The sequence below is a fragment of the Micromonospora sp. CB01531 genome (assembly GCF_001905095.1).
Taxonomy (GTDB): Bacteria; Actinomycetota; Actinomycetes; order Mycobacteriales; family Micromonosporaceae; genus Micromonospora.
The window spans coordinates 45,709-70,315 of the sequence record NZ_LWLS01000071.1; the positions used below are offsets into that span (position 1 = coordinate 45,709).

Below are 24,607 nucleotides of genomic sequence, written 5' to 3' on the forward strand. Positions count from 1 at the left end.
AGGCAACTGACGGTAATCCGTCCGAAGCAATCGGTGCCCGTAATTGTCGAGGCAGGATGTCCTGGTGCTCCGAGCCGCCGGCCCGCCACAGGGCCACGCGGTACGGGATGGTCCTGAACGAACTGGGGAGGGCCGGTGATCTCGGCGACGCTGCTGACCCCGGTCAGGACATCGTCGCGACCGGGCGGCGACCGTCCCGGCCCGACGCGGGCCGCGGAACGGGCCTACATCGGGGTCCTGGTGGTGCTGGACACCACCGTGCTGGCGGCGGCCATCCTGATCGCATACCTGGCCCGCTTCGGGGACGAGCCGCCGAGCGGCTCCAAGATCCCGTACGTGGTGGTGGCGCCCGCCCTGCTGCTGGTCTGGCTGATCTCGCTCAAGGCGATGCGCTGCTACGACGACCGGGTGCTCGGCTACGGGGCCGACGAGTACCGGCGGGTCAGCTCGGCGAGCCTGCGGTTGGCCGGCGGCATCGCGATCGCCGGGTACATCGCCGACGTCGGCGTGTCCCGGGGCTTCCTGGCCATCTCCTTCGCGGTCGGCGCGATCGGCCTGGAGGTGGCCAGGTACGCCGCGCGCAAGCGGTTGCACCGGGCCCGTGACCGGGGCGCCGGCTGGTCCCGCAAGGTCCTCGTGGTGGGCGACACCGCGCACGTGCTGGAGCTCGTGCACACCCTGCGCCGCGAGCCGTACGCCGGCTACCAGGTGGTCGGCGCCTCCATCCCGGACGCGCTGCTCGCCCCGGTGCCGCAGCGGCTGGGCGACGTGCCGGTGGTCGGCTCGTTCCGGGACATCCCCGAGGCGGCCACCGCCATCGGCGCGGACACCGTGGCCGTCACCGCCTCCGGCTCGCTCACCGCCACCCGGCTGCGCCGGCTCGGCTGGCAGCTCGAGGGGACCGGGGTCGACCTGGTCGTCGCGCCCGCGCTGACCGACGTCGCCGGCCCGCGCATCCACACCCGTCCGGTCGCCGGCCTGCCGCTGATCCACGTCGAGGCGCCCGAGTTCCGGGGCGCCCGTAAGCTGGTCAAGGGGCTGGTCGACCGCTCGCTGTCGCTGCTGGCGTTACTCCTGCTGCTGCCGGTGCTGGTGGTGATCGCGCTCGCCATCAAGCTGGACAGCCGGGGGCCGGTGCTGTTCCGCCAGGTCCGGGTCGGCCAGGGCGGCGAGGAGTTCGACGTCTTCAAGTTCCGCACCATGGTCGTCAACGCCGACGATCTGCTGGCCGAGTTGGCCGCGCGCAACGAGACCGACGGCCTGATGTTCAAGATGCGCGACGACCCGCGGGTGACCCGGACCGGCCGGCTGCTGCGCAAGTGGTCCCTGGATGAGCTGCCCCAGCTGGCGAACGTGCTACTTGGTCAGATGAGCCTGGTCGGGCCCCGCCCGCCACTCCCCTCCGAGGTGGCCCGGTATGACGGTGACCTGGCCCGCCGCCTGCTGGTCAAGCCCGGCATGACCGGCCTCTGGCAGGTCAGTGGCCGGTCCGACCTGAGCTGGGAGGACGGCATCCGGCTCGATCTCTACTACGTGGAGAACTGGTCGCTCGCCGCCGACCTGACCATCCTCTGGAAGACCTTCGGCGCGGTGATCCACCGTCGTGGCGCCTACTGACCCCGCCCCCGGTGCAGCCCGCCGAAACGGGAGCCCGGTCAGGGCTGCGGGCCGAGCCAGTCGAGACAGACCGCCACCGCGTCGTCGATCAGGTCGCCGGCGACGAAGGCCCGCAGATCGCCGATCAGCGACCGGACCGCGTCCAGCGGCTCCATCGGCCCGGTACGTCGAAGGAAGCGGTCCAGCGCGGTCTCGCCGTAGCGGATCTGCCGGGCGGTGGCGTCGACCACCCCGTCGCTGACCACGAAGAGCCGGTCCCCGCGCCGGAGCGGGAACTGCTGCGCCTGGTAGTCCGTGGCCTCGAACATGCCGAGCGGGAACTGCTTCTCCAGGACCTGCTCGCTGACCTCGCCCTCGCGCAGCAACAGCAGGCGCGGCGACCCGGCGTCGACCACGGTCATCGTTCCCGACGCCAGGTCCAGCTCCAGCAGGAGCGCGGAGAGGTACTGCTCGCCCCGGTGCAGCGCGTAGATCGCCTGGTCGGCCAGGGCGGCCTGGTCGGCCAGGGCCAGCTCGGCGCGGCGGGCGTTGCGCAGCGCGTGGATGGCCAGCGAGGTGAGCATGGACGCGGCGGCCCCCTCACCCGAGCCGTTGATCACCGAGAGCCAGAGCCGTCGACCGTCGTCCGACCAGTCGAAGCTGTCACCGCGCACCGCGTACGCCGGCTCCAGCTGTCCGGCCAGGCGGAACGACGGCCGGATCCGGCTGCGACCGGGCAGCAGTTCCCACTGCATCTCGGCGGCCAGGGTCAGCCGGCGGTCCCGCCGGGCGGTGACGTAGACGTCGGTGCTGGCGGTCACGGCGGCCAGCTCGTGCCCGAGCGCAGTGGCCATCGCGTCCAGCTCCCGGAGGGCGGCCGGGCCGGCCGGCAGCGGCGACAGCCGGAGCACGCCGCGCCGCTCGCCGCGCATGCCGACCGGGAACCAGCCGGTGCCTTCCGACACCACCGGCTCCTGGTGGTCGAAGCAGCGCCAGGCCGGATGGCCCGGGCTGGTGATCGGCTCGCCGTCGCCGAGCGCCAGCAGCACCGCGAGCCGGTAGTCGACCTGGTAGAGCTCGGTGCGGGTGATCCCGTAGGCCCGCGCGAGCTCGGTGGCGAGCCGGTCGATCAGCAGGTCGGCCGGGGCCTCACCGAGAGCCCGGCGCACCCGATCCTCCGGTCCGCTCATCTTTGCTCCTTTGCACAGGTCGGCCGCCTGGTACGGCGGGTAGTCTCGGGCGCACCATGGCCGAAGAACGCGGTCCTTACGGACCTGAAGCGAGTATGGCCGCCGCCCTGGACGAGGCGGCGGGCACCCTGCTGGCTGTCTGGGAGGCGGCCCGGGAGCGCACCACGAGCCGACTCTCCGGTGCCCAGTTGCGTGCGGTCATGGTCGTCGAGCAGTACGACGGGATCAACCTTCGCCGCCTCGCCACGCTGACCGACATGCTGCTCTCCTCGGCGAGCCGGCTCTGCGACCGGCTGGTGGCGGCCGGGATGCTGGAGCGGGAGCCGGGCCGGTTCGACCGACGGGAGATCTCCCTGCACCTCACCCCGGCGGCGACCCGGCTTCTCGCGGAGCTGCGGGCCGACCGGCGGCACCGGTTGGACCAGATCCTCGCCGGGATGAGCGCTGAGGGCCGCGCGGCGCTGTTGCGCGGGATGCAGGAGTTCGACACGGTCGCCCGGCGCGGTGTGGCCGGTCCCCCGGAGGGGTGGCCGGTGCTGCAGCCCTCCGGCGAGCGGACCGGGGACCCGCTGGCCGAGCCGGGGGAGCCGTCGACCGGCGAACCGCCGGTGGCGCGTACCGCCTGAAGGCCGGGATCAGCCGGAACGGGCCAGCCAACCGACCGGGCGTTCGATGATCCGGCGGGCCACCGAGGCGGCCCCGCCGACCGCCGCGGACTGCGCGCCGAGCGCGGCCGGGCGCACCGTTACCGGTGACCATGCCGCGGTGAGCACCCGCCGGGAGATCTCGGCGACCACCGGCGGGGCGAGCCAGGGGGCAAGCGGGGCGTATCCGCCGCCGAGCACCACGGTGTCCAGGTCCAGCAGGTTCACCACGCCGGCCACGGCCACGCCGAGGGCCGTCCCGGCGTCGGCCAGGGCGGCCAGGGTGGCCGGATCGTCGGCTGCCGCGAGGTCCGCCAGCCGGGTCGCGGCGGTGTCGGCGGGCAACTCGCCGCCGGACAGTCCGGCGGCGGCCAGGACGGCCTCCTGGCCCGCGTACCGCTCAAGGCAGCCGCGGCCGCCGCAGCGGCAGGGCCGCCCCTCCGGGTGCACCGGGATGTGGCCCAGTTCGCCGCTCCAGCCGCGCGCGCCCCGATACAGCACCCCGTCGAGCACGATCCCGGCACCGATGCCGATCTCACCCGAGATGTGCAGGAAGCTGGCCGACCCGGGCGGGCCGGCGTGCAATTCGCCGAGGGCGGCGAGGTTGGCCTCGTTGTCGACGACCAGCGGCGGGATCCCGTCGACCGGCTCGGCGAGCGGGTGCCCGGCGAGCAGCCCGGGGACGTCCACGTCCCGCCAGCCGAGGTTGGGTGCGAGCCGGACCAGGCCGCCGTCGCCGACCAGGCCCGGCACGGCGAGCGCCGCGCCGGCCAGGGTCAGCCCGTCGTGTACGGCCGCGGCGCGGGCCTCGGCGGCGAGCGCGGCGAGCCGGTCCAGGGCGTCGGCGGGGGAGAGCGGCCGCAGGTCGGCGCGGCGCACCACGTGGTGGCGTACCGCGCCGGTCAGGTCGACCACGCAGGCGGCCAGGTAGTCGACGTTGACCTCCAGCCCGAGCCCGGCCGGGCCGTCGGCGGCCAGCACCAGGCCGCGGGCCGGCCGCCCGGCCCCGGTACGTGGTGCGGGGTCCGCCTCGGCGACCAGCCGACCGGCGATCAGGTCGTCGACGACGGCGGAGACGGTGGCCCGGGTCAGCCCGGTCCCGGCGGCGATCTCGGCCCGGGAGGGGGGCCGCTCGGCGGCGGCGATCCGCCGGAGCACCACCGCCAGGTTGAGCTCGCGGAGGCTGCCCTGCCGGACGGCCCCGGCGGTGCTGGCGCTGGTCACCCCTTGACACTGCCACACGGTGGCCATTTAATTCAACCACTGAACAAATTGCGGACGACACCACCGGAGGTCTGCCATGGCAACCCGTCCCACTCCCGCCGACAAGTTCTCCTTCGGTCTCTGGACGGTCGGCTGGCAGGCCCGTGACCCGTTCGGCGACGCCACCCGGCCATCGCTGGACGCGGTCGAGGCGGTGCATAAGCTCGCCGAGCTCGGGGCGTACGGGATCACCTTCCACGACGACGACCTGGTCCCCTTCGGCGCGGACCCGGCGACCCGGGACGCCCACCTGACCCGGTTCCGCAAGGCCCTCGACGAGACCGGCCTGGTCGTGCCGATGGTCACCACCAACCTCTTCACCCACCCGGTTTTCAAGGACGGCGGCTTCACTAGCAACGATCGCGACGTCCGCCGCTACGCCCTGCGCAAGGTGCTGCGCAACGTCGACCTGGCCGCCGATCTGGGTGCCCGCACCTTCGTCATGTGGGGCGGCCGGGAGGGCGCCGAGTACGACCTGGCGAAGGACGTCCGCGCCGCGCTGGACCGCTACCGGGAGGCCGTCGACCTGCTCTGCCAGTACGTCGTCGACCAGGGCTACGACCTGCGGTTCGCCCTCGAGCCCAAGCCGAACGAGCCGCGCGGCGACATCCTGCTCCCCACCGTCGGGCACGCGCTGGCCTTCATCTCCACCCTGGCCCACCCCGAGCGGGTCGGGCTGAACCCGGAGGTCGGGCACGAGCAGATGGCCGGGCTCAACTTCGCCCACGGCATCGCCCAGGCGCTCTGGCAGGGCAAGCTGTTCCACATCGACCTCAACGGCCAGCGGGGCATCAAGTACGACCAGGACCTGGTCTTCGGCCACGGCGACCTGCTCAACGCGTTCGCCCTGGTGGACCTGCTGGAGCACGGCGGCCCGAACGGCGGTCCCGCGTACGACGGGCCGCGGCACTTCGACTACAAGCCCTCGCGTACCGAGGACATGACCGGGGTGTGGGCGTCGGCGGAGGCGAACATGCGCACGTACCTCCTGCTCAAGGAGCGGGCGGCGGCGTTCCGGGCCGACCCGGAGGTGGCCGAGGCGCTGGCCGCCAGCAAGGTCGGCGAGCTGGCGACGCCGACGCTGGCGCCAGGGGAGAGCTACGCCGACCTGCTCGCCGACCGGTCCGCGTTCGAGGAGTTCGACCCGGAGGCGGCCGGGGCACAGGGCTACGGCTTCGTCCGGCTCAACCAGCTCGCCGTCGAGCACCTGCTCGGCGCGCGCTGAGGCGGGCCGCCATGCCGCTCGTCGCCGGGGTCGACTCGTCCACCCAGTCCTGCAAGGTCGTCGTCCGCGACGCGGAGACCGGCACGCTGGTCCGACAGGGCAGGGCTCCCCACCCGGACGGCACCGAGGTCGACCCGCAGGCGTGGTGGGCGGCCCTGCTGGCGGCCGTCGACGCGGCCGGCGGGCTGGCCGACGTCGCGGCCGTGTCGGTCGCCGGCCAGCAGCACGGCATGGTGTGCCTGGACGAGACGGGCCAGGTGGTCCGCCCCGCCCTGCTCTGGAACGACACCCGCTCCGCCGGCGCCGCACAGGAGCTGATCGCCGAGGCGGGCGGCGGCGAGGCCGGCCGGCGGTTCTGGGCCGAGGCGACCGGCAGCGTGCCGGTGGCCAGCTTCACCGCCACCAAGCTGCGCTGGCTGGCCCGGCACGAGCCGGCGCACGCCGACCGGGTGGCCGCGGTCTGTCTGCCGCACGACTGGCTCACATGGCGGCTGGCCGGCGCGCCGGGGCTCGACGCGTTGCGCACCGACCGGGGCGACGCCAGCGGCACCGGCTACTGGTCGCCCCGGACCGGTGCGTACCGTCTCGACCTGCTGGAACGCGCCTTCGGGCGGCAGCTCCGGGTGCCCGCGGTGCTCGGTCCGGCGGACCCGGCCGGGCCGTTGGACCCGGCGGCGCTCGCCGGCCGGGGCGGCACCGGTGCCGTCCTGCTCGGCCCCGGCACCGGCGACAACGCCGCCGCGGCGCTCGGGGTCGGTGCCGGCCGGGGCGACGTGGTCGTCTCGGTCGGCACCTCCGGCACGGTCTTCGCGGTGGCCGACGCGGCCGCCGCCGATCCGAACGGGGCGGTGGCCGGCTTCGCCGACGCCACCGGCCGCTTCCTGCCGCTGGTCTGCACGCTCAACGCGGCCCGGGTGCTCGACGCCGCCGCGACCCTGCTCGGGGTCGGCCTCGCCGAGCTGAGCGAGCTGGCCCTGGCCGCCCCGCCCGGCGCCGATGGGCTGGTCATGGTCCCCTACCTGGAAGGGGAGCGGACCCCGGACCGGCCCTCCGCCACCGGGTCGCTGCACGGCCTCACCCTGGGCAGCTCGACCCCGGCCCACCTGGCCCGGGCCGCCGTGGAGGGGATGCTCTGCGCGCTCGCCGACGGCTTGGACGCGTTGACCGCGCAGGGTGCCACCGCCCGCCGGGTCATCCTGGTCGGCGGCGGGGCCCGGTCGGCGGCCGTGCGGCGGATCGCCCCGCAGGTTTTCGGCCGGCCCGTGGTGGTGCCGCCGCCCGGCGAGTACGTCGCCGACGGCGCCGCCCGCCAGGCCGCCTGGGTCGCCCTGGGCGGCGCGGCGCCACCGGCGTGGACGGTCGGCGACACCGAGGAGTACGGGGCGGTGCCCGTACCCGCCGTCCGGGCGCGCTACACCCGGGCCCGGGACCTGGTCGTGGACCGCCTCGACACCGTCCCGTGATCTCCACCTGATTGGCTGCCGGGCATGAGCGGCACCAGGATCCCCCGGCGCGGCAGCGCGGCCCACCGGTTCTACAGCGTGCTCGTGTTCGTGGTGCTCGCCTCGCTGGACAACGTGGCGATCGGCCTGGTCCCGCCGCTGTACGGGCCGATCTCCGGCGCGCTGGGAGTGCCGCAGCGGCTCCTCGGTCTGGTCACCGCGGTGAGCTTCCTGGTCAGCGCGGTCGCCGCGGTCGGCTGGGCGTACGTGGGCGACCGGACCAACCGCAAGCCGCTGCTGATGGTCGGCACGCTGATCTGGGCGGCCGGCACCGGCGGCAGCGCCCTGGCCCAGCACTATCCGACGTTCCTGGTCGCCCAGCTCGTCGCCGCGGTCGGGTTGGGTGCCGTCGGCTCGGTCGGCTTCTCGGTGGTCACCGACCTGATCTCGCCCCGCCGCCGGGGCCTGGTGATGAGCTTCTGGGGGCTCTCGCAGGGCGTCGGCACCCTCGCCGGGACGCTCGTCGGCGGCATCCTCGGCGCCACCGACTGGCGTCGGCCGTTCCTGCTGCTCACCGTGGTCGGCCTGGCCGCCACCGTCGCCTACCTGTTCACGTACGACATCCGGCGCGGGCAGAGCGAGCCGGAGCTGGCCGCGGTCCTCGACGCCGGCGCCGAGTACGACTACCGGATCAGCCGGGCCGACCTGCCCCGGATCCTGGGCCGGCGGACCAACCGCTGGCTGATCCTCCAGGGACTGACCGCGCAGGCGGCGTTTGGGTCCCTGGTGTGGCTGCCGGTGCTGTTCGCCCAGCGTGCCGAGGCGCAGGGCTACTCGCCCGCCACCGCCGTGGTGGTGGGCAGCGTGTTCGCCACCCTGTTCCAGCTCGGCGGGGTGCTGTCCATCGTGGGCGGCCTGGCCGGCGACGCGCTGCAGCGGCGTACGCCCAGCGGCCGGGCTCTCGTCGCGGCGGTGGGCATCCTCGCGGCCGTGCCGTTCTACCTGGTGCTCTTCCTGGTGCCGATCCGGATCGACGTGCCGAACGGCGGCAGCTCCGGCGCGGTGATCGCCGCGGTGCTGACCAGCGTGGTCACCGAGCCCACGGTCGGGCTGAGCCTGCTGACCGCGGTGCTCGCGCTCGCGCTCACCTCCGCCAACTCGCCGAACTGGTTCGCGCTGATCGCCGACGTCAACCCGCCCGAGCACCGGGGCACCGTCTACAGCCTGGGCAACCTGGTCAACGGGGTCGGCCGGGCGGCCGGCAACGGGCTGGTCGGGGTGGCCTTCCACGCGCTGCGGGCGGCCTTCCCGCCGCCGCTGAACTACGCGGTCGGCCTGGCCGTGTTCCAGCTCTTCTTCATCCCGACCGGCCTGATGTACTGGCTCGCCGCCCGTACCTCGCCGCGCGACATCGCGCAGGTCCACGACCTCCTGCACACCCGCGCCGGCCGCCTCTGACCTCTCTCGCGCCGCCGCTTCGTGGGGCGCCGCCGACCGCCGGCCCCGCAGACGGTGGGACCGGCGGGCGGGTGGATCACCGTCAGGCGCGGTACCAGACCGTGACGTCGGTGGGGACGGCGTCGTCCTCCAGCGGTGCGCTGGCCACCAGCACCTCGGCACCGGCCGGCAGGGGCACCGGTGCCGGGCCGAAGTTGGTCAGCACGGTGAGCCCGGCGTTGGTGAAGGTGAGCACCTCGTCTCCGGAGGAGAGCCAGCGCAGCGCCCCGGCGCCCAGCCCGTGCTCGCGGCGCTGCCGCAGCGCGGTCCGGTACAGCTCGTACGTCGAGCCGGGCACCCCGCGCTGCCGGTCGAGGGCGTACTCGGCCCAGATCGGGGGCTGGGGGAGCCAGCTCGCGTCGGTCGGCCCGAAGCCGTACGACGGGGCGTCGGCCTCCCACGGGATCGGCACCCGGCAGCCGTCCCGGCCCCGCTCGGTGTGCTGGCTGCGCTCCCAGGTCGGGTCCTGCCGCACCTCGTCCGGCAGCGTGGTGTGCTCCGGCAGCCCCAGCTCCTCGCCCTGGTAGAGGTACGCGGAGCCGGGCAGGGCCAGCATCAGCAGGGTGGCCGCCCGGGCCCGGCGCAGGCCGAGCGCGGCGTCGGGCTGCGGATCGCCGATGCCGATCCCGTTCGGCCGGGGAATGCCGATCGGCAGGCCCAGCCGGGAGGCGTGCCGGACCACGTCGTGATTGGACAGCACCCAGGTGGTGGGCGCGCCGACCGTGTCGGTGGCCTCCAGCGAGCGGGTGACGACCGCGTACTGGGCCGGGGCGGTCCAGGCGGCGAGCAGGTACTCGAAGTTGAACGCCTGGTGCATCTCGTCGGGCCGGACGTAGCGGGCCAGCCGCTCGGCCGGCTCCACCCAGGCCTCGGCGACCAGGATGCGCTCCCCGCCGTACGAGTCGAGCAGCCGCCGCCAGTCCCGGTAGATCTCGTGCACCCCGTCCTGGTCCCACATCGGCGGGCGGGGCTTGTCCACCTCGGGGCCGGAGAGGATCTCCTGCGGCTCCTGCCAGTCAGCCAGATCGGCCTGCTTGATCAGGCCGTGCGCCACGTCCACCCGGAAGCCGTCGACACCCCGGTCCAGCCAGAACCGCAGGATGTCCAGGAACTCGGCGTGGACCTCCGGGTTGCCCCAGTTCAGGTCGGGCTGGCCGGGGTCGAAGAGGTGCAGGTACCACTGGCCGTCGGGTACCCGGGTCCACGCCGGACCGCCGAAGACGCTCTGCCAGTCGTTCGGCGGCTCGGCGCCCTGCGGGCCGCGGCCGTCCCGGAAGATGTAGCGCTGCCGCTCCGGGCTGCCCGAACCGGCGGCCAGCGCCTCCTGGAACCAGCGGTGCGCGGACGAGGTGTGGTTGGGTACCAGATCGACGATCACCCGTAGCCCGCGCGCCTTCGCCTCGGCGATCATCGCGTCGGCGTCGGCGAGGGTGCCGAAGAGCGGGTCGACGTCCCGGTAGTCGGCCACGTCGTACCCGGCGTCGGCCTGCGGTGACGGGTAGAAGGGGGACAGCCAGACGGCGTCGACCCCCAGCTCGGTCAGGTGACCGAGGCGGGCGGTGATGCCGGGGAGGTCGCCGATCCCGTCGCCGTTCGCGTCGGCGAACGAGCGCGGGTAGATCTGGTAGATGACGGCCTCGGTCCACCAGCCGGTGGCCGGGCCGCCGGCCGGTTCCTGCTGCGTCGCGTCGGTGTTCAGAGCCTTCTCCCCTGTGTCGAGCGGTGGTCGTCCGCCGGCCGGTCGGTCATTCCCGCGGCCGTCACCCGGACGGCCGAATCCGTTTAGTTTGCCCGCGGTGGCGCGGTCGATTCACGCACCACCAGTCGAGTGGGCAGGATCACCGACCGCGTCGGTGGCTCGCCGTCGGCGTCCCCGCGGCGTGGTCGCGGCACCCTCCCCGGGTACGGGTCGGCGGTGCGCACCCCCAGCGGGTCGAGCAGGATCCGGGCGGCGAGCAGCCCCTGCTCCGCGGCGGGTTGGGCGACGGTGCTCAACCCGAGCACGCCGGCCAGGTCGTGGTCGTCGATGCCGATCACGCTGACGTCGCGCGGCACCCGCAGCCCGGCGTCGCGCAGTGCCGTCATCGCGCCCATGGCCATCTCGTCGCAGGCGGCGAAGATCGCGGTGGGCGGCTCGCCCCGGGCCAGCAGCTCGGCGGTGGCCCGGATGCCGCCGTCGATGGTGAACTGCGACTCGACGTCCAGGCTCGGGTCGGGCCGGACCCCGGCCGCGCGCAGCGCGTCCTGGTAGCCGCGGCGGCGGTCCAGGTGCGTGGTGAAGGCCAACTCGTCGTCCGGGTCGCCGGAGATGTGCGCGATCCGGGTGTGGCCGAGGTCGAGCAGGTGCTGGGTGGCGGTCCGTCCCGCGGCCACATCGTCGATGCGTACCCGGGGCCAGCCGGGCACGCCGCTGCCGGAGCTGATGGTCACACCCGGCAGGGCCAGCCTGGTCAGCGCGGTCACGTCCGCCGGCCGCAGCGGGGTGGCGACCAGGATGATCGCGTCCATCCGCTTGTCCAGGTTGGCGGTCCGCAGCACCCGCTGCCGGGTCTGCTCCCGGCCACCGAGGTTGTAGAGGAGCAGGTCGTACCCGTTCTGGTGGAGGAAGTCCTCGACAGCCTCCACGACCGTCCCGAAGAACCAGCGGGTGATCCGGGGAACCACGACGCCGACCGTGCCGGTCTTCCCGCCGGCCAGCCGGGAGGCGCTCGGCGAGACCGCGTACTGGAGCTGCTCGGCCGCGGCGAGGACCCGGCGCCGCGTCGCGGCCGACACCGTCGGAAGGCCGCGCAGCGCCCGGGAGACGGTGGCCGTGGAGACCCCGGCCAGGCGGGCGACGTCATCAATCTTCGTCATCGTTGTTCCCCCGCTCCGCTCCGCCTCCGCCGCCGCCGAGACCGGCGGCGGCGGAGCAGCGGGTCAGCCCTTGACGCTGCCAGCGAGCAGGCCGCGCACGAAGTAGCGCTGGAGGGACAGGAACACGATCAGCGGTACGACGATCGACACGAACGCGCCGGACGTGAGCCGCTGCCACTCGTTGCCCCGGGTGCCGGCCATCTCGGCGAGCCGGACGGTCAGCGGGGCGGTCTCCTTGGTGCCGCCCGCGAAGATCAGCGCGACCAGCAGGTCGTTCCAGACCCAGAGGAACTGGAAGATGCCGAACGCGGCCAGGGCGGGCGTGATCAGCGGCAGGACGATGGTGCGGAAGATCTTCGGGTGGGTGGCCCCGTCGACCCGGGCCGCCTCCATCAGATCCCGGGGCAGCTGCGAGATGAAGTTGTGCAGCAGGTACACGGCGAACGGGAGCGCGAAGCAGGTGTGCGCGAACCACACCTGAGCGAACTTCTGTGCGCCGTCGAGTTCCCAGGCCGGGAGCACCTGGAGGCCGGCGATGGTGACGCCGGTGGAGAAGAACTTCAGCAGCGGCACCAGGGCCATCTGGAGCGGCACGATCTGCAACGAAAAGATCGCGATGTAGAGCCAGTCCCGTCCCTTGAAGTTGATCCAGGCCAGCGCGTACGCGGCCAGCGCCGCGAACGCGATGGGGAAGAGCACCGACGGGATGGTGATCGCCAGTGAGTTGATGAAGTAGCTGGCGAGCTGCCCGGCCGAGGAGGAGCTGCTGAAGAGCACCTCCTGGTAGTTCTCCATCGTGAACTGCGGGTCCGTGAAGAACGTCCACCAGCCGGTGGTCTTGATCTGGTCCTCCGGCCGGAACGAGGAGATGAACAGGCCGAAGGTCGGCACCGTCCAGAGCAGCGCGATGACGATGGAGACCAGCGTGGCGGCCCGGCTGTTCAAGCGCCTGCGGACGCGGGCGGCCCGGGAGGTCTTCGTGGTCGCCTGGACGCCGGCTCCGACGGTGGGGGTGGCGGTGGTCATCTCAGCCCTCCCGCTGCTGACGCAGGTTGCGGATCTGGTAGATCACGATCGGGATGACCAGGATGAAGAGGAACACCGCCAGGGCGGAACCCTGCCCCGGCTGGCCGTACCGGAACGCCTGGTTGTACATCTCGTTCGCGATCACGCTGGTTTCGTAGTTGCCGTTGGTGGCGGTCCGGACGATGTCGAAGACCTTGAGCGTGGCGATGGAGATCGTCACCACGACCACGATCAGCGCCGGCCGGATGCTCGGCATGGTGATCTGCCAGAACATCTGCCACGGGGTGACCCCGTCCAACCGGGCCGCCTCGACGATGTCGGCCGGAATGGCCTTGATGGCGGCGGAGAGCACCACCATGGCGAAACCGGCCTGGATCCACACCATGATCACGATCAGCAGGAACGTGTTCAGCGGCGAGTCGAGCAGCCACTGCTTCGGCGCACCGCCGAGGCTGACCACGATCTGGTTGAGCAGACCGATCTGCTCCTGGTCCTCGCCGCGGTACGCGTAGACGAACTTCCAGATGATGCTGGCACCGACGAACGAGATCGCCATCGGTAGGAAGATCAGGGACTTGGCCAGCGCCTCGAGCCGGGCCCGGTCCACCAGCACGGCGTAGATCAGGCCGAAGGCGGTGGCGACCAGCGGTACCAGGAGCACCCAGATCAGGGTGTTGGTCAGCACCCGGACGATCGAGGGCTCGGAGAACAGCCAGCCGTAGTTGCGCAGTCCCACCCAGTTGGTGCTGTCCTTGTCCATGAACGAGAGCAGGGTGGTGCGGATCGCCGGCACCACCAGCCCGACGACGAGGAACAGCAGCGTCGGCAGCAGGAAGAAGAGCGCGAACAGGCCCTCCCGTGGCTTCCGCCGACGGAGCAGGGGGGCACCGCTCGTCACGGCGGCGAGCAGCCGCGCGTCGCGACGGCGGGCGAACCAGGCCGGCACCACGTCGAGGAGCAGGAGCAGACCACCCACCACCGCGACGAAAGCGATCAACCCGTACATCAGCATGAGGAACTTGGGCTGTTCCTCCGCGAAGTCGAACTCCATCGACCCTCCCTCGGGTTGGATCGACCGACGGTGGTCCGGTCCGCGCGAGCGGACCGGACCACCGGGTCAGATCACTTCGGCCAGCTGCTCTCGATGCCGTTCAGGACCGTGGCGGTGTCCTTGCCGTTGATCCAGTCGACCATGCCCTTCCAGAAGGTGCCCGCGCCGACCGCGGCCGGCATCAGGTCCGAGCCGTCGAAGCGGAAGACGGTCTTCGGGTCCTGGAGGATCTGGACGGAGAGCTTGTCCACCGGGTTCGGGACGTTGGCGAGGTCGAGCTTCTTGTTCGCCGACACCCAGTCGCCGATCTTGGCGCGGCTGTTGGCGTACTCGCCGGAGGCCAGGTAGGTCTGCACGGCCTGGACCTCGGGCCGGTCGGCGAACGCCGTGACGAACTCGCCACCACCCAGCACCGGCTTGCCCTTGGCCGGGTCGACGGCCGGGAAGTAGAAGGCGAAGACGTCGCCGTCCTCGGCCACCTTGGTGCCCTGCGGCCACTGGTTGGCGTAGAAGGACGCCTGCCGGTGCAGCGCGCACTTGCCGGCGGTGATCGGCGTGCCGGCCTCCTGGAAGGAGGTGGTGGCGATGCTCTTCACGCCGCCGAAGCCGCCGTTGACGTACTTCTCGTTCTTGAGGATCATGCCGGCCTTGTCGACCGCCCCGGCGACCTGCGGGTCGTTGAACGGGATGCCGTGGGTGGTCCACTGGTCGTAGACCTCGGGCGACGTCATGCGCAGCATGAGGTCCTCGATCCAGTCGGTGGCCGGCCAGCCGGTGGCGTCACCGGACTCGATGCCGGCGCACCACGGCTTCATGCCGGTGCCCGCGATCGTGTCGCTCAACTTGATCAGGTCGTCCCAGGTCTCCGGGACGGTCCAGCCCTTCTCCTTGAACATCTTCGGCGAGTACCACACGTAGGACTTCACGTTGGAGCCCAGCGGCGCGCCGTAGAACTTGCCGTCCACCGTGCTGTACTTCAGCCAGTCGGGGGAGTAGTTGCCCTCGGCCATGGCCTTGGTGTCGGCGCCGGCCGGCTTGAGCTTGCCCGCGTCGGCGAACCGCTTGAGCAGACCCGGCTGCGGGATGAAGGCCAGGTCGGGGGCGTTGCCGCCGTCCACGCGGACGCCGAGCTGGGCCTCGAACTCACCCGAGCCCTCGTGGTCGATCTTGATGCCGGTGCAGTTCTCGAACTCCTTCCAGGACTGCGCGAGGCGGTCGGCCTCGATGTCCCGGATGGACGAGTAGATGGTGACCTTCTTGCCGTCGTGGCCCTGGTACTTCTCGTACGCGGCGCACTCGGGGGAACTCGCCTTACTGCTCTTCTTGTCATTGCCGGTGCCGCAGGCGGTGACGCCAAGCGCCAGCCCCAGAACGCCGGCGACCGCGAGAGCCTGGCGCGATCTGGCAAACGCCATGCCGATCTCCTTCCTAGCCGGCGCGTGGAGGGATCGAACCCGCGCCGGTCCGATGGTCGTCCCAACATGTAAGCGCTTGCATCTTGTCGGGTCCACCCCCCTGCCGGACACGGCCCGGTAACAATCCCGAAACCCACTTACCGCGTGTGGGCGCGCTCCCACGCTCCGCTGATCCCGCCCGCAGGGAACCCCTTTCCATCAATGGAGCTTTCTGTCGCGCTGAGCACGGCAGATAGAAAACTTTCAACATAGGAGGAAGTGGATGCGCAAGCGGTGGTTCAGCCTGGCGGCCGTGGGCGCCGTCCTCGCGGCGACCCTGGTGCCGGCGGCTCCGGCCATGGCGGCCCCGACCTTCAAGGTCCCGTTCCCCTGCAACCAGTCCTGGTCGGGCCAGACCCGGTCCGACCACAGCCCGGCCTACGCCATCGACTTCAACCGCACGGACGACCTGGGTGACCCGGTGGTGGCCAGCGCGCCGGGCACGGTCGACCGGGTGACCGACCTCGGCGGCACCAGCTACGGCAAGTACGTCCGGATCGACCACGGCAACGGCTACACCACCTACTACGCCCACCTGAGCGGCTTCAACGTCTCGGTCGGGCAGACCGTCGGCTACGGCCGGGTGATCGGGTACGTGGGCAGCACCGGTGGCTCCACCGGCCCGCACCTGCACTACGAGCAGCGGCTCAACGGCAACGACATCCAGGTCCGGTTCAACGGGGCGCTCGCCCTCTACTGGGGCACCAAGACGTACACCAGCGACAACGGCTGCTCCGGCTCGAACACCGGGGAGGGCACGGTCAACACCACGTCCGGCGTGAGCCTGACCGTCCGCTCCGGACCGGGCACCAACTACAGCGCGGTCGGCTCGGTCGCCGACGGCGCGAAGGTCACCATCTACTGCCAGACCAGCGGCACCACGGTCACCGGCACGTACGGCACCAGCTCGATCTGGGACCGGATCGGCACCGGACGATTCATCTCCGACGCGTACGTCTACACCGGCTACGACGGCTACATCCCGGGCGTACCGCGCTGCTGAACCGCAGTGACGCGGGGCCCCGCCCGAGCCCACGTCCGGCCGGCGAACCGGTCGGTCGGGTGGGTGACCGCCCGAAACGCGAAGCGCCGGGGTCGTCGCGTCCGCGGGCTCCAGTCTGGGAGGACGGAGCCCGCGGACCCGACGACCCCGGCGGGTCAGGGGCGGTGGGGTGCGGCGGCTAGCTGCTGAAGATGCTGACGCCGCCCGGGCCGACCAGCAGGCCGACGATGATGAGGACGATGCCCCACAGGATCTGCCGGCGGAACAGCGCGAGGATGCCGGCGACCACCAGTACGACTGCGAGAATCCAGAGAATCAGCTCCATGGCTCGTGCAGTACCCGGCCGCCGAATCCGAGAAACCTAGCCCCGGTCGAGGTGATCCCCCAGGTGGAAGATGCTGTACGCCTGCTTGATCACGGGGTGGGCGACGTTGCGGACGCGGACGCCGCCGGGGGTGGTGCCCCGCTCCGATCCGTGGTGGGCGTGGCCGTGCAGCGCCAGCGCGGTGGGCGCCGAGTCGATCGCCTGGCCGAGCTGGTAGCAGCCGAGGAACGGATAGATCTCCAGCGGTTCGCCGGCGAGCGTGTCCGGCACGGGGGAGTAGTGGGTGAGAGCCACCAGCACGTCGCACTCCAGCCCGCGCAGCGCCCGGCCCAGCGCGTCGGCGCTGTCCTTGGTGGTCTGGACGAAGGCCTTCATCTCCGGCTCACCGAAGTCGCTGGCGCAGCGCCCGGCGAAGCCACCACCGAAGCCCTTCGCCCCGGCCACGCCGAGCCGCCCGCCAGCGCACTCCAGCACGATCCCGTTCCCCTCCAGCACGGTGATGCCGACGTCCTCCAGCACCTTCACCACCTGTGGCACCTCGTCGCACTGGTGCTCGTGGTTGCCGAGCACGCTGATCACCGGCACCCCGAGGTTGCCGAACTCCCGCGCCACGCAGCGCGCCTCGGACTCGCTGCCGTGCCGGGTCAGGTCGCCGGCGAGCAGCAGCACGTCGGCGCAGTCGGGCAGCTCGTCCAGCGCCGGCCGGAACCGCCCGACAACGTCCTCGTCCATGTGCACGTCGCCGACTGCGGCGATCCGGATCACGGTCCGACCTCCCTCACGGCAGCTCCTCGACCTGGCTGGGCGCCTGGGTCCGGATCACCCCGATGTCGCTGGTAATAGGCACGCGCGGGAACCGCTCGGCGACCCGGCGCAGGATCTCCTCCCGTCGGTGCGGGCTCTCCACCTCGCCGTAGAGCACCAGGCCCCGCTCCAGGCAGACCACGGTGATGCCCTGCTCGGCGATCGCCGGGTCCTCGGCCAACATGCGCTGGATCTCCGCCTCGACGTACTCGTCGGGCGGCGCGTCGCCGTGCTGCTCGGTCACGGTGTCTCCCTTCCCTCGGTGGTGCCGCTCTCCGGCAGCACGTCCAGCCGGTCGAGCAGCACCAGGAACGCCTCGGCGTACGGCGAGTGCTGCGTCTCCTTCCGTACCCGTTCCCAGTCGATCTGTTCGCGCAGTGAGCGGGCCAGCGGCAGGGCCCGGGCGAAGTCGCAGTAGTGCTGGGAGAAGCTCAGCAGCTTGTGCACCATCAGCTGGGTGGCCGAGAGCACCGGCATGTGGATCGCGTCGACCGGCCGCACGATGGTGTCGGCGAAGGTCTCCTCGGTCACCGGAGTCTCGATCGGCCGGTGGATCAGATCCACCATCCGCCCCTCGTCGTAGACCTTGACGAGCCAGTCCTCGGGCGGCCGCTCGGCGGTGAAGCCGGCCTCGACCAGCGCCTCCAGGGCCCGGTCGACGTCCTGCTCCCGGATCAGGAAGTCCACGTCGTGGTCGCTCGAGTGGCCGCCGTGGGCGTACACGGCGAAGCTGCCGCCGAGCGCGAAGGGGATCTCGGACTGCTTGAGCACGGCGGCGACCTTCTTGAGGGTGTGCACCAGGGTCTCGTCCCCGCGCTCGGCCATCTGGTTCTCCCGTCGTCGTGGGTGGCGGTGGGAATGAAGTTGCGTACCCGGCGAACCGGTCGGCCACACCTGTTGCCGCAGTGGCGCGGACGGGGCGGGCCGGAACGGGACAAAGTGCCGGGGACGGGCACCGGTCCGCTAGCCTGGGGCAGGTGGCCAGGTCACTGCGGGGGCGGCGCGGCGGGGCCCGACTGCGCGCCGTCGCCCTGATCGGCATCGATGGCTCGGGCAAGACCACACAGGCCCACCGGCTCGCCGAGGCGCTCACCGCCGCCGGCCACGCCGCCACCTACCACCGCAACGCCGGCGGTCGTCGCTGGCTCGGCCGGCTCGCCCAACGGCTCGGCCGGCCGGACGCGCAACGGCTGGTCGGCCGCGACGGGCTGCTCGCCGTCGAGTCCGTGCTCCGCTGGCTCGCCATCGCCCTCGCCCTGCTGAGCTGCCTGGTGACCGGTCGCACCGCGGTGATGGACCGCTGGTCCCCCTGCCAGTACGCCAGCATCCGGGCGCACGGGGGACAACGGTGGGAACGGCTGGCCCGGGCCGGCTACCGCATCTTCCCCGCGCCGCGGGTAACCATCCTGCTCAGCGTCGACCCGGCCGAGGCGTACCGGCGGATCGAGCGGCGCGGCACCGACCACGAGACCATGCGGTGGCTCACCTCCGCCGCCACCGCCTACCGGACGCTGCCGGAATACCCCAGCTTCGTGGTGGTCGACGCGAACGGCACGCCGGACGAGGTGTCCCGCCGCATCCGCGCCCACCTCACCGAGTGGCTCCCGGGCGACCCGCCGTCGTCGACGGGCGGGCCGCCGGGTGGCACCCGCCCACCCTCCGGCGGGGCGGGCCGGGGTGACCCGCTGCCGGCTCAGGCCCGCCCGTAGACCGGGATGCTCGCCCCGCTGGTCGGCGCGGACTCGTCGGAGGCGAGAAAGCGGATCACCGTGGCGATCTCGGCGGGCGGCACCCAGCGCCGGTGGTCGGCCTCCGGCTGGGCGGCCCGGTTGGCCGGGGTGTCGATCACGCTCGGCAGCACCGTGTTGCACCGCACCCCGCGCTGCCGGTATTCCACCGCCACCGCGTTGGCGAAGGCCAGCACCGCCGCCTTGGCCGTGGCGTAGCCGGCCGCGCCGGGGAAGGGCGCCACCGCGGCCCGTGCCGACACGCAGACCACCGCGCCGCCGCCGGCCGCCACCAGGTGCGGCAGTGCCGCCTGGGTGACCAGGTACGTGGGGCGCAGGTTGATCCGCAGCATCCGGTCGAACTCCTCGACCGGGGTCTCGTGCACCAGCCCGCCGCTGGCGTACCCCCCGACCAGGTTGACCACCGCGCGCAGCGGCGCGCTCGGCTCCGCGGCCGCCACCGCGACGGCCCGCGCCGCCCCGGCGGGTTCCAGCAGGTCCGCGCCGACGGCCTCCGCGACGGCTCCAGGGCGCGGCGCGGCGTCAGACGCGTCGAGCCGGAGTGGCCGCCGGACCTGGACCGGTCCGGATCCCGCCGACGCCGTCGGATCGCCCTCCCGTTCGGGTACGACCACCCGCCAGCCCGCCTTGAGGAAGGCCGCGGTGACCGCGCCGCCCAGTCCGCCCGTGCCCCCGGTCACCAGCACCGTGCGCTCCGCCATGGGCCCACGCTAGTCGCCCGCCGGGCGGGGCGGTGGTCGGGGGCGTTCCGGCGGGGGCGATGCCGACCGGGCCTCCGGAGCCGTCCGTCCGGCGGGCCGGTCCAAGCCGTCCGGTCGGCGTGACCTGCACGAAGGCCGGTCCGACGGTCGGTCGGCGTGGCCGACTCGACCGGAGCGGATGAGGCGGGCGGGCCGCGGGAATGGGACCCTTGCGGCGATGATCCGGCGCGGAAGGGGGTACTTTTCCCGATACGCGCGGTCATGGTTGACGGTCGCGCCTCATGAAAGTAAGTTTCATCCGTGGCGAAGAGTCCGAAGATTTCTGCGAGTCACGAGCCCGGTGGACTGATCGTCCACATCAGCGGCCTGCTCCCGTCGCTGTCTCCGGCCGAGCAGCGGGTCGCCCGGCTGGTCGTCGCCGATCCGGCGGACGCCGCCCGGCGCACCATCACCGACCTCGCCACCGCCGCCGAGACCTCGGAGGCCACCGTCATCCGGTTCTGCCGGTCGGTGGGCATGGAAGGCTACCCCCAGCTGCGGATCCGGCTCGCCGCCGAGGCCGCCCGGCGGATCGAGCCGCCGGACGCCCGAGTGGTCGGCGGCGACATCCCGCCCGGCGCCGACCTGGCGCAGATCATCGCGACCATCGCGTTCAACGACGCACGGGCCGTCGAGGAGACCGCCGAGCAGCTCGACCCGGCCGTCTGCGAGCAGGTGGTCGAGGCGATCGGTGCGGCCGGCCGGATCGACGTCTACGGTGCCGGCGCCAGCGGCTTCGTCGCCTCCGACTTCCAGCAGAAGCTGCACCGCATCGGCCGGACCGCCTTCTACTTCCCGGACGTGCACACCGCGTTGACCTCGGTGGCCCTGCTCGGCCGGGGCGACGTCGCGGTCGGCATCTCGCACACCGGCACCACATCGGACGTCATCGAGGTGCTGGAGCAGGCCCGGGCGCGGGGCGCCACCACGGTCGCGCTGACCAACTTCCCCCGCTCGCCGATCACCGAGGTGGCCGACTTCGTGCTCACCACAGCGGCCCGCGAGACAACCTACCGCTCCGGGGCGATGGCCAGCCGGCTCGCCCAGCTCACCGTGGTGGACTGCCTCTTCGTCGGAGTGGCCGCGCGCAACCGGGCTAGGGCGAAGAAGGCCCTGGAGGTGACCGCCGAGGCCGTCCAGTCGCATCGGGTGGGCGCCGGGCGGAGGCGGGGATGACGACCGGACGGGTGGAGCCGGGCAAGGTGACCGCGGTGCGGCCGGTGGTGCGGGTGGGGGCGCCCACCGAGCGGCGCAACCCGCACAGCGTCGACCTCGACCTGATGTCGACCCGGGAGGTGCTCACCGTCATCAACGAGGCGGACCGGCGGGTGCCGGGGGCGGTGGCGGCGGTCCTCGACGAGATCGCGGAGACCGTCGACCTGGCCGTGGCCGCGCTGCGCGGCGGGCACCGGGTGCACTACTTCGGCGCCGGCACCTCCGGCCGGCTCGGCGTGCTGGACGCCGCGGAGTTGGCCCCCACCTTCAACTCGCCGCGGCACTGGTTCTGCGCCCATCTCGCCGGTGGCCCGGAGGCCATGTGGCGGGCCGTGGAGGACGCCGAGGACGACGAGCGCGCCGGCGCCGCCGACGCCACCGGCTGCGTACGCGCCGGCGACCTGGTGGTCGGGCTGGCCGCCAGCGGACGCACCCCATACGTACTGGGGGCGCTCGCCGCCGCCCGGGCACAGGGGGCCTCAACCGTGCTGCTCTGCGCCAATCCGGAGGCCGACGCCGCCTCGTCGGTGGACGTCTTCATCGGGGTGGACACCGGACCCGAGGTGGTCACCGGGTCGACCCGGATGAAGGCGGGCACCGCGCAGAAGTTGGTGCTCAACACGTTCTCCACGGCCGTGATGGTGCGCCTCGGTCGGGTCTACTCGAACCTGATGATCGACATGGTCGCCACCAACGCCAAGCTGCGCGGCCGGATGATCTCGATCCTCATGGAGGCCACCGGCTGCGCGGAGGAGATCTGTCGGGTAGCGCTGCACGAGGCCGACGGCGACCTCAAGACCGCCCTGGTCTCGCTGGTCTCCGGCGCGGAGGTCTCCGCCGCCCGGGCCGCCCTGGCCCGCTCCGCCGACCAGGTGCGCGGCGCGCTGGCCCTGCTCGCCTCCTGACCCGCCCGGCGTCCCTTCACCCCGCCCACTCCCGGCTGCGACGCACGTCACGCCGTGGCCGGGACGGCTTCCGCGCTGCGGATTGTTCATCGAAGCGTGGGGTAATCCTGACCCGTGGCTGAACCGCCCGGTCCGCCGATGCGTATCTCGCAGTGACCAGGATCGCAATGCCGCGGTGACGCGGGTCGCTGTGTTCTTGGAATTCGCAATGGTGCGATTTCCCGGGCGGCAACGATTCCGCTGCTCCGAGCGTCTTTTCATCGGGGCGTGCGCGAGCCACCCGAGCAGGGGTCCTGACAGCAAACATGGACCGGGCTCTCAGCTACTACTCAGGCATTCGTGACAGTTTCGACTCACGGCATGGAATCCCCAACGCGTCTCAACTGTTGTGTAGGTGTCAGCACCTACGGGCACAGCAGAGGTTACGGGGAGGGCTGATGAACGTGGGGATGGCAAGGAACCGGGCAACCGGCGCTAGCGAGGGGACCGTGGCAATCGTGGACAAGAACATCGGCATGCGTACCGACGAGGTCGCCGAGGAGCGGGACCTGGTCGGCGTCTACCTGCACGAGATCTCCCGGACGCCGCTGCTGGACGCCGCCAAGGAGGTCGACCTCTCCAAGGCGATCGAGGCCGGCCTCTACGCCGAGCATCTGCTCGGCGAGGACCGCGTCCCCGCCGGCGTCGAGCGGGAGGAGTTGGAGCGGCTGGTCGTCGAGGGTGAGCGCGCGAAGGACCTGTTCATCCGCGCCAACCTGCGACTGGTCGTGTCGATCGCCCGCCGGTACGTGCGGTCCGGCATGCCCATGCTGGACCTGATCCAGGAGGGCAACACCGGCCTGGTCCGGGCGGTCGAGAAGTTCGACTACGAGCGTGGCTACAAGTTCTCCACGTACGCGACGTGGTGGATCCGCCAGGCGATCAGCCGGGCCATCGCCCAGCAGGAGCGGACCGTCCGGCTGCCCGTGCACCTGGTCGAGGACGTCAACCGGATGCGGAACGTGACCCGCCAGCTCACCCGCGAGCTGGGCAGCGACCCGGAGCCGGAGCAGATCGCGGCGGCGCTCGGCGTCACCGTCGAGCGGGTCAACGAGCTGGTCCGCTGGTCGCAGGACACGGTGTCGCTGGACACCCCGGTCGGTGACGACGGCGACACCAACCTGGGTGACCTGGTCGCCGACAGCGACGCCCCGTCGCCGGAGGAAATCGTCCTCACCGGGCTGGAGCGGCAGCGCATCGAGGGTCTGCTCAACCACCTCGACGACCGGTCGGCCGGCATCATGCGGGCCCGCTACGGCCTGGAGGACGGCCGGGAGCACTCGCTGACCGAGGTGGCGTCGCGGTTCTCGCTGTCCCGGGAGCGGATCCGCCAGCTGGAGATCCAGGCCCTCGGCCGGCTCCGTGAGCTGGCCCGGGCCGAGGGGCTGCAGGCAGCCTGAGCTGGTAGTAATGACAAGACGAGCGGCCGGCGTCCGATAGGGGGACGCCGGCCGTTCGCCGTCCGGGAGCCCGCGCGGGCTCTTGGGGTCAGCGCACCCGGCCGTAACCGGCGATGGACATGATGTTCATGTCCCGCTTGTTGACGTTGCGGCCGGCGCTGGGCGCGTCGATGATCTGACCGCCACCCACGTAGAGCGCCACGTGACCCAGGCCGGAGTAGAAGACCAGATCACCGGGCTTCAGCGAACTGCGGCTGATCCGTGCGGTGACGTTCCACTGCATCGCCGCGTTGTGCGGCAACGACTTGCCGGCCGCGCGCCACGCGGCCAGCGTGAGCCCGGAGCAGTCGTAGCCGCTGGGGCCGTCGGCCCCGTAGACGTACGGCTTGCCGACCGCTCCGTACGCGTAGCGCACCGCCACCCCGGCGGAGCCGGAGACAGCCGGCGGACTGCCGGCGGAGCTGGCCGAGCCGGGTGCCTCGGTGGCCCGGCCGTACGCCTGCCGCCGCAGCTGGTAGAGGCGGTCCAGGTCGGCCTCGATCTTCTTCTTGCCGGCCCTGAGCTGCCTCGCCTGAGCCGCCTCACGGGCGAGCGTGGCGTCGAGCCGGGTCTTCTGGTCGATCAGCCGGCGTTGGTCCGCGGTGAAGCCGGCGATGGTCTGCTGGCGCTGGCGGGTCAGCTGGTCCAGCGTGCCCAGCCGCTCCGGCAGCGTGGCCGAGCCGCTCGGCTCCAGCAGCGCCTGCGCGGTGCGCAGCCCGCCGGTCTTGTACGCGGTGACGGCGAGGATGCCCACGTCGGCGCGGCTGCGCTCGGCCTGCGCCTGCAACGGGCCGATCCTGGCCTGCAACGCGGCCGCGGCGGCCTGGTTGGCCTTGATGTCCTCGTTGAGCTTGTTGTAGGACTCGACGATTCGCTCCAGCTCAGTCGAGGACTTCTCGATCTGCTTCGTCAGCTCGGCAGGGGTGGGCTCGGCCCGAGCCACCGACGCCGGGGCGATCAGCACGGCCGAGAGGCCGGCGACCACCAGCGAGCGGAGCAGGATCCGTAAGGACGACAAGAGCGGAAAGCTCCTCTCCCACGGTCGCCGGGAGCGTTTCGCGCCCCGGCGACACCGGCCCGGGGCCATCCAGGTGGATGGCGGTCGACCGGACCGGCCTGCCCAACCTAACCCGTGACGGGAGTGC

General features: G+C 72.4%; 23 protein-coding genes. 10 read left to right on the forward strand and 13 right to left on the reverse strand.

Annotation, left to right across the window (positions count from 1 at the left end):
* The first annotated feature begins 135 nt into the window (after positions 1 to 135).
* Positions 136 to 1,617, forward strand: coding sequence for a sugar transferase (locus A6A27_RS19020; RefSeq protein ID WP_073835970.1), 1,482 nt, complete (start codon positions 136 to 138; stop codon positions 1,615 to 1,617).
* Positions 1,618 to 1,655: 38 nt separating this feature from the next.
* On the opposite strand, the gene A6A27_RS19025 is transcribed toward A6A27_RS19020, so the two are convergent.
* On the reverse strand, positions 1,656 to 2,786 hold the full coding sequence (locus tag A6A27_RS19025) for a PP2C family protein-serine/threonine phosphatase (RefSeq protein WP_073835971.1): 1,131 nt from the start codon (positions 2,784 to 2,786) through the stop codon (positions 1,656 to 1,658).
* 95 nt (positions 2,787 to 2,881) lie between these two features.
* Between A6A27_RS19025 and A6A27_RS19030 the strand changes: the two genes are divergently transcribed.
* Positions 2,882 to 3,412, forward strand: a complete 531-nt coding sequence (locus tag A6A27_RS19030) for a MarR family winged helix-turn-helix transcriptional regulator (protein ID WP_073835972.1) — start codon at positions 2,882 to 2,884, stop codon at positions 3,410 to 3,412.
* 9 nt (positions 3,413 to 3,421) lie between these two features.
* On the opposite strand, the gene A6A27_RS19035 is transcribed toward A6A27_RS19030, so the two are convergent.
* A complete protein-coding gene (locus A6A27_RS19035) occupies positions 3,422 to 4,681 on the reverse strand; it encodes an ROK family transcriptional regulator (protein ID WP_073835973.1) in 1,260 nt (419 codons plus the stop codon).
* Positions 4,682 to 4,730: 49 nt separating this feature from the next.
* Here A6A27_RS19035 and xylA point away from each other — a divergent pair, with 49 nt between their 5' ends.
* The 3 genes from xylA to A6A27_RS19050 are packed head-to-tail and all read left to right on the forward strand — an operon-like array spanning position 4,731 to position 8,818.
* Complete coding sequence (gene xylA, locus A6A27_RS19040; RefSeq protein WP_073835974.1) at positions 4,731 to 5,918, forward strand: xylose isomerase; 1,188 nt, start codon at positions 4,731 to 4,733, stop codon at positions 5,916 to 5,918.
* An 11-nt stretch (positions 5,919 to 5,929) separates the two neighbouring features.
* A complete protein-coding gene (gene xylB / locus A6A27_RS19045) occupies positions 5,930 to 7,381 on the forward strand; it encodes a xylulokinase (RefSeq protein ID WP_073835975.1) in 1,452 nt (483 codons plus the stop codon).
* 24 nt (positions 7,382 to 7,405) lie between these two features.
* The gene (locus tag A6A27_RS19050) at positions 7,406 to 8,818 is read left to right on the forward strand and encodes an MFS transporter (protein WP_073835976.1); all 1,413 of its coding nucleotides are present in this window, start codon (positions 7,406 to 7,408) and stop codon (positions 8,816 to 8,818) included.
* 82 nt (positions 8,819 to 8,900) lie between these two features.
* Here A6A27_RS19050 and A6A27_RS19055 read toward each other — a convergent pair whose 3' ends face one another.
* From A6A27_RS19055 to A6A27_RS19075, 5 genes are all read right to left on the reverse strand, one after another.
* Positions 8,901 to 10,556 (reverse strand): glycoside hydrolase family 13 protein, encoded by a 1,656-nt coding sequence (locus A6A27_RS19055; RefSeq protein ID WP_073835977.1) that lies wholly within the window; start codon positions 10,554 to 10,556, stop codon positions 8,901 to 8,903.
* An 83-nt stretch (positions 10,557 to 10,639) separates the two neighbouring features.
* Positions 10,640 to 11,713, reverse strand: a complete 1,074-nt coding sequence (locus A6A27_RS19060) for a LacI family DNA-binding transcriptional regulator (protein WP_073835978.1) — start codon at positions 11,711 to 11,713, stop codon at positions 10,640 to 10,642.
* 63 nt (positions 11,714 to 11,776) lie between these two features.
* On the reverse strand, positions 11,777 to 12,739 hold the full coding sequence (locus tag A6A27_RS19065) for a carbohydrate ABC transporter permease (protein ID WP_073835979.1): 963 nt from the start codon (positions 12,737 to 12,739) through the stop codon (positions 11,777 to 11,779).
* A gap of 1 nt (position 12,740) precedes the next feature.
* Positions 12,741 to 13,790, reverse strand: a complete 1,050-nt coding sequence (locus A6A27_RS19070) for a carbohydrate ABC transporter permease (RefSeq protein WP_073835980.1) — start codon at positions 13,788 to 13,790, stop codon at positions 12,741 to 12,743.
* Positions 13,791 to 13,861: 71 nt separating this feature from the next.
* A complete protein-coding gene (locus tag A6A27_RS19075) occupies positions 13,862 to 15,205 on the reverse strand; it encodes an ABC transporter substrate-binding protein (protein WP_073835981.1) in 1,344 nt (447 codons plus the stop codon).
* Between the two features lie 262 nt (positions 15,206 to 15,467).
* Between A6A27_RS19075 and A6A27_RS19080 the strand changes: the two genes are divergently transcribed.
* The gene (locus tag A6A27_RS19080) at positions 15,468 to 16,247 is read left to right on the forward strand and encodes a M23 family metallopeptidase (RefSeq protein ID WP_073835982.1); all 780 of its coding nucleotides are present in this window, start codon (positions 15,468 to 15,470) and stop codon (positions 16,245 to 16,247) included.
* Between the two features lie 178 nt (positions 16,248 to 16,425).
* On the opposite strand, the gene A6A27_RS45065 is transcribed toward A6A27_RS19080, so the two are convergent.
* From A6A27_RS45065 to A6A27_RS19095, 4 genes are read right to left on the reverse strand one after another with little or no spacing between them, the layout of a single operon-like run.
* Positions 16,426 to 16,572, reverse strand: coding sequence for a GPGG-motif small membrane protein (locus tag A6A27_RS45065; RefSeq protein ID WP_167402562.1), 147 nt, complete (start codon positions 16,570 to 16,572; stop codon positions 16,426 to 16,428).
* 36 nt (positions 16,573 to 16,608) lie between these two features.
* Positions 16,609 to 17,337: a metallophosphoesterase family protein gene (locus tag A6A27_RS19085; protein WP_073835983.1), complete on the reverse strand. Its 729-nt coding sequence runs from the start codon at positions 17,335 to 17,337 to the stop codon at positions 16,609 to 16,611.
* Between the two features lie 13 nt (positions 17,338 to 17,350).
* Positions 17,351 to 17,560, reverse strand: coding sequence for a hypothetical protein (locus tag A6A27_RS19090; RefSeq protein ID WP_241825342.1), 210 nt, complete (start codon positions 17,558 to 17,560; stop codon positions 17,351 to 17,353).
* Positions 17,561 to 17,616: 56 nt separating this feature from the next.
* Positions 17,617 to 18,201 carry a nucleotidyltransferase gene (locus A6A27_RS19095; protein ID WP_073835985.1) on the reverse strand — a complete coding sequence of 195 codons (585 nt, stop codon included), beginning with the start codon at positions 18,199 to 18,201 and terminating at the stop codon, positions 17,617 to 17,619.
* Between the two features lie 152 nt (positions 18,202 to 18,353).
* Between A6A27_RS19095 and A6A27_RS19100 the strand changes: the two genes are divergently transcribed.
* On the forward strand, positions 18,354 to 19,085 hold the full coding sequence (locus A6A27_RS19100; RefSeq protein WP_073835986.1) for a dTMP kinase: 732 nt from the start codon (positions 18,354 to 18,356) through the stop codon (positions 19,083 to 19,085).
* Here A6A27_RS19100 and A6A27_RS19105 read toward each other — a convergent pair.
* Positions 19,070 to 19,825, reverse strand: coding sequence for an SDR family NAD(P)-dependent oxidoreductase (locus tag A6A27_RS19105; protein WP_073835987.1), 756 nt, complete (start codon positions 19,823 to 19,825; stop codon positions 19,070 to 19,072). The genes A6A27_RS19100 and A6A27_RS19105 overlap by 16 nt on opposite strands.
* Before the next feature lie 300 nt (positions 19,826 to 20,125).
* Between A6A27_RS19105 and A6A27_RS19110 the strand changes: the two genes are divergently transcribed.
* The 3 genes from A6A27_RS19110 (at position 20,126) to A6A27_RS19120 (ending at position 23,423) form a co-directional block, all read left to right on the forward strand.
* A complete protein-coding gene (locus A6A27_RS19110) occupies positions 20,126 to 21,040 on the forward strand; it encodes a MurR/RpiR family transcriptional regulator (RefSeq protein WP_073835988.1) in 915 nt (304 codons plus the stop codon).
* Positions 21,037 to 21,984, forward strand: coding sequence for an N-acetylmuramic acid 6-phosphate etherase (murQ, locus tag A6A27_RS19115; protein WP_073835989.1), 948 nt, complete (start codon positions 21,037 to 21,039; stop codon positions 21,982 to 21,984). Before A6A27_RS19110 ends, murQ begins: the two co-directional genes overlap by 4 nt.
* A 449-nt stretch (positions 21,985 to 22,433) precedes the next feature.
* Entirely contained in the window at positions 22,434 to 23,423 is a 990-nt protein-coding gene (locus tag A6A27_RS19120) for a sigma-70 family RNA polymerase sigma factor (protein ID WP_198940363.1), read from the forward strand.
* 88 nt (positions 23,424 to 23,511) lie between these two features.
* Here the strand turns inward: A6A27_RS19120 and A6A27_RS19125 are convergent, their stop codons facing one another.
* Positions 23,512 to 24,480, reverse strand: a complete 969-nt coding sequence (locus tag A6A27_RS19125) for a C40 family peptidase (protein WP_073835991.1) — start codon at positions 24,478 to 24,480, stop codon at positions 23,512 to 23,514.
* Between the last annotated feature and the right edge of the window lie 127 nt (positions 24,481 to 24,607).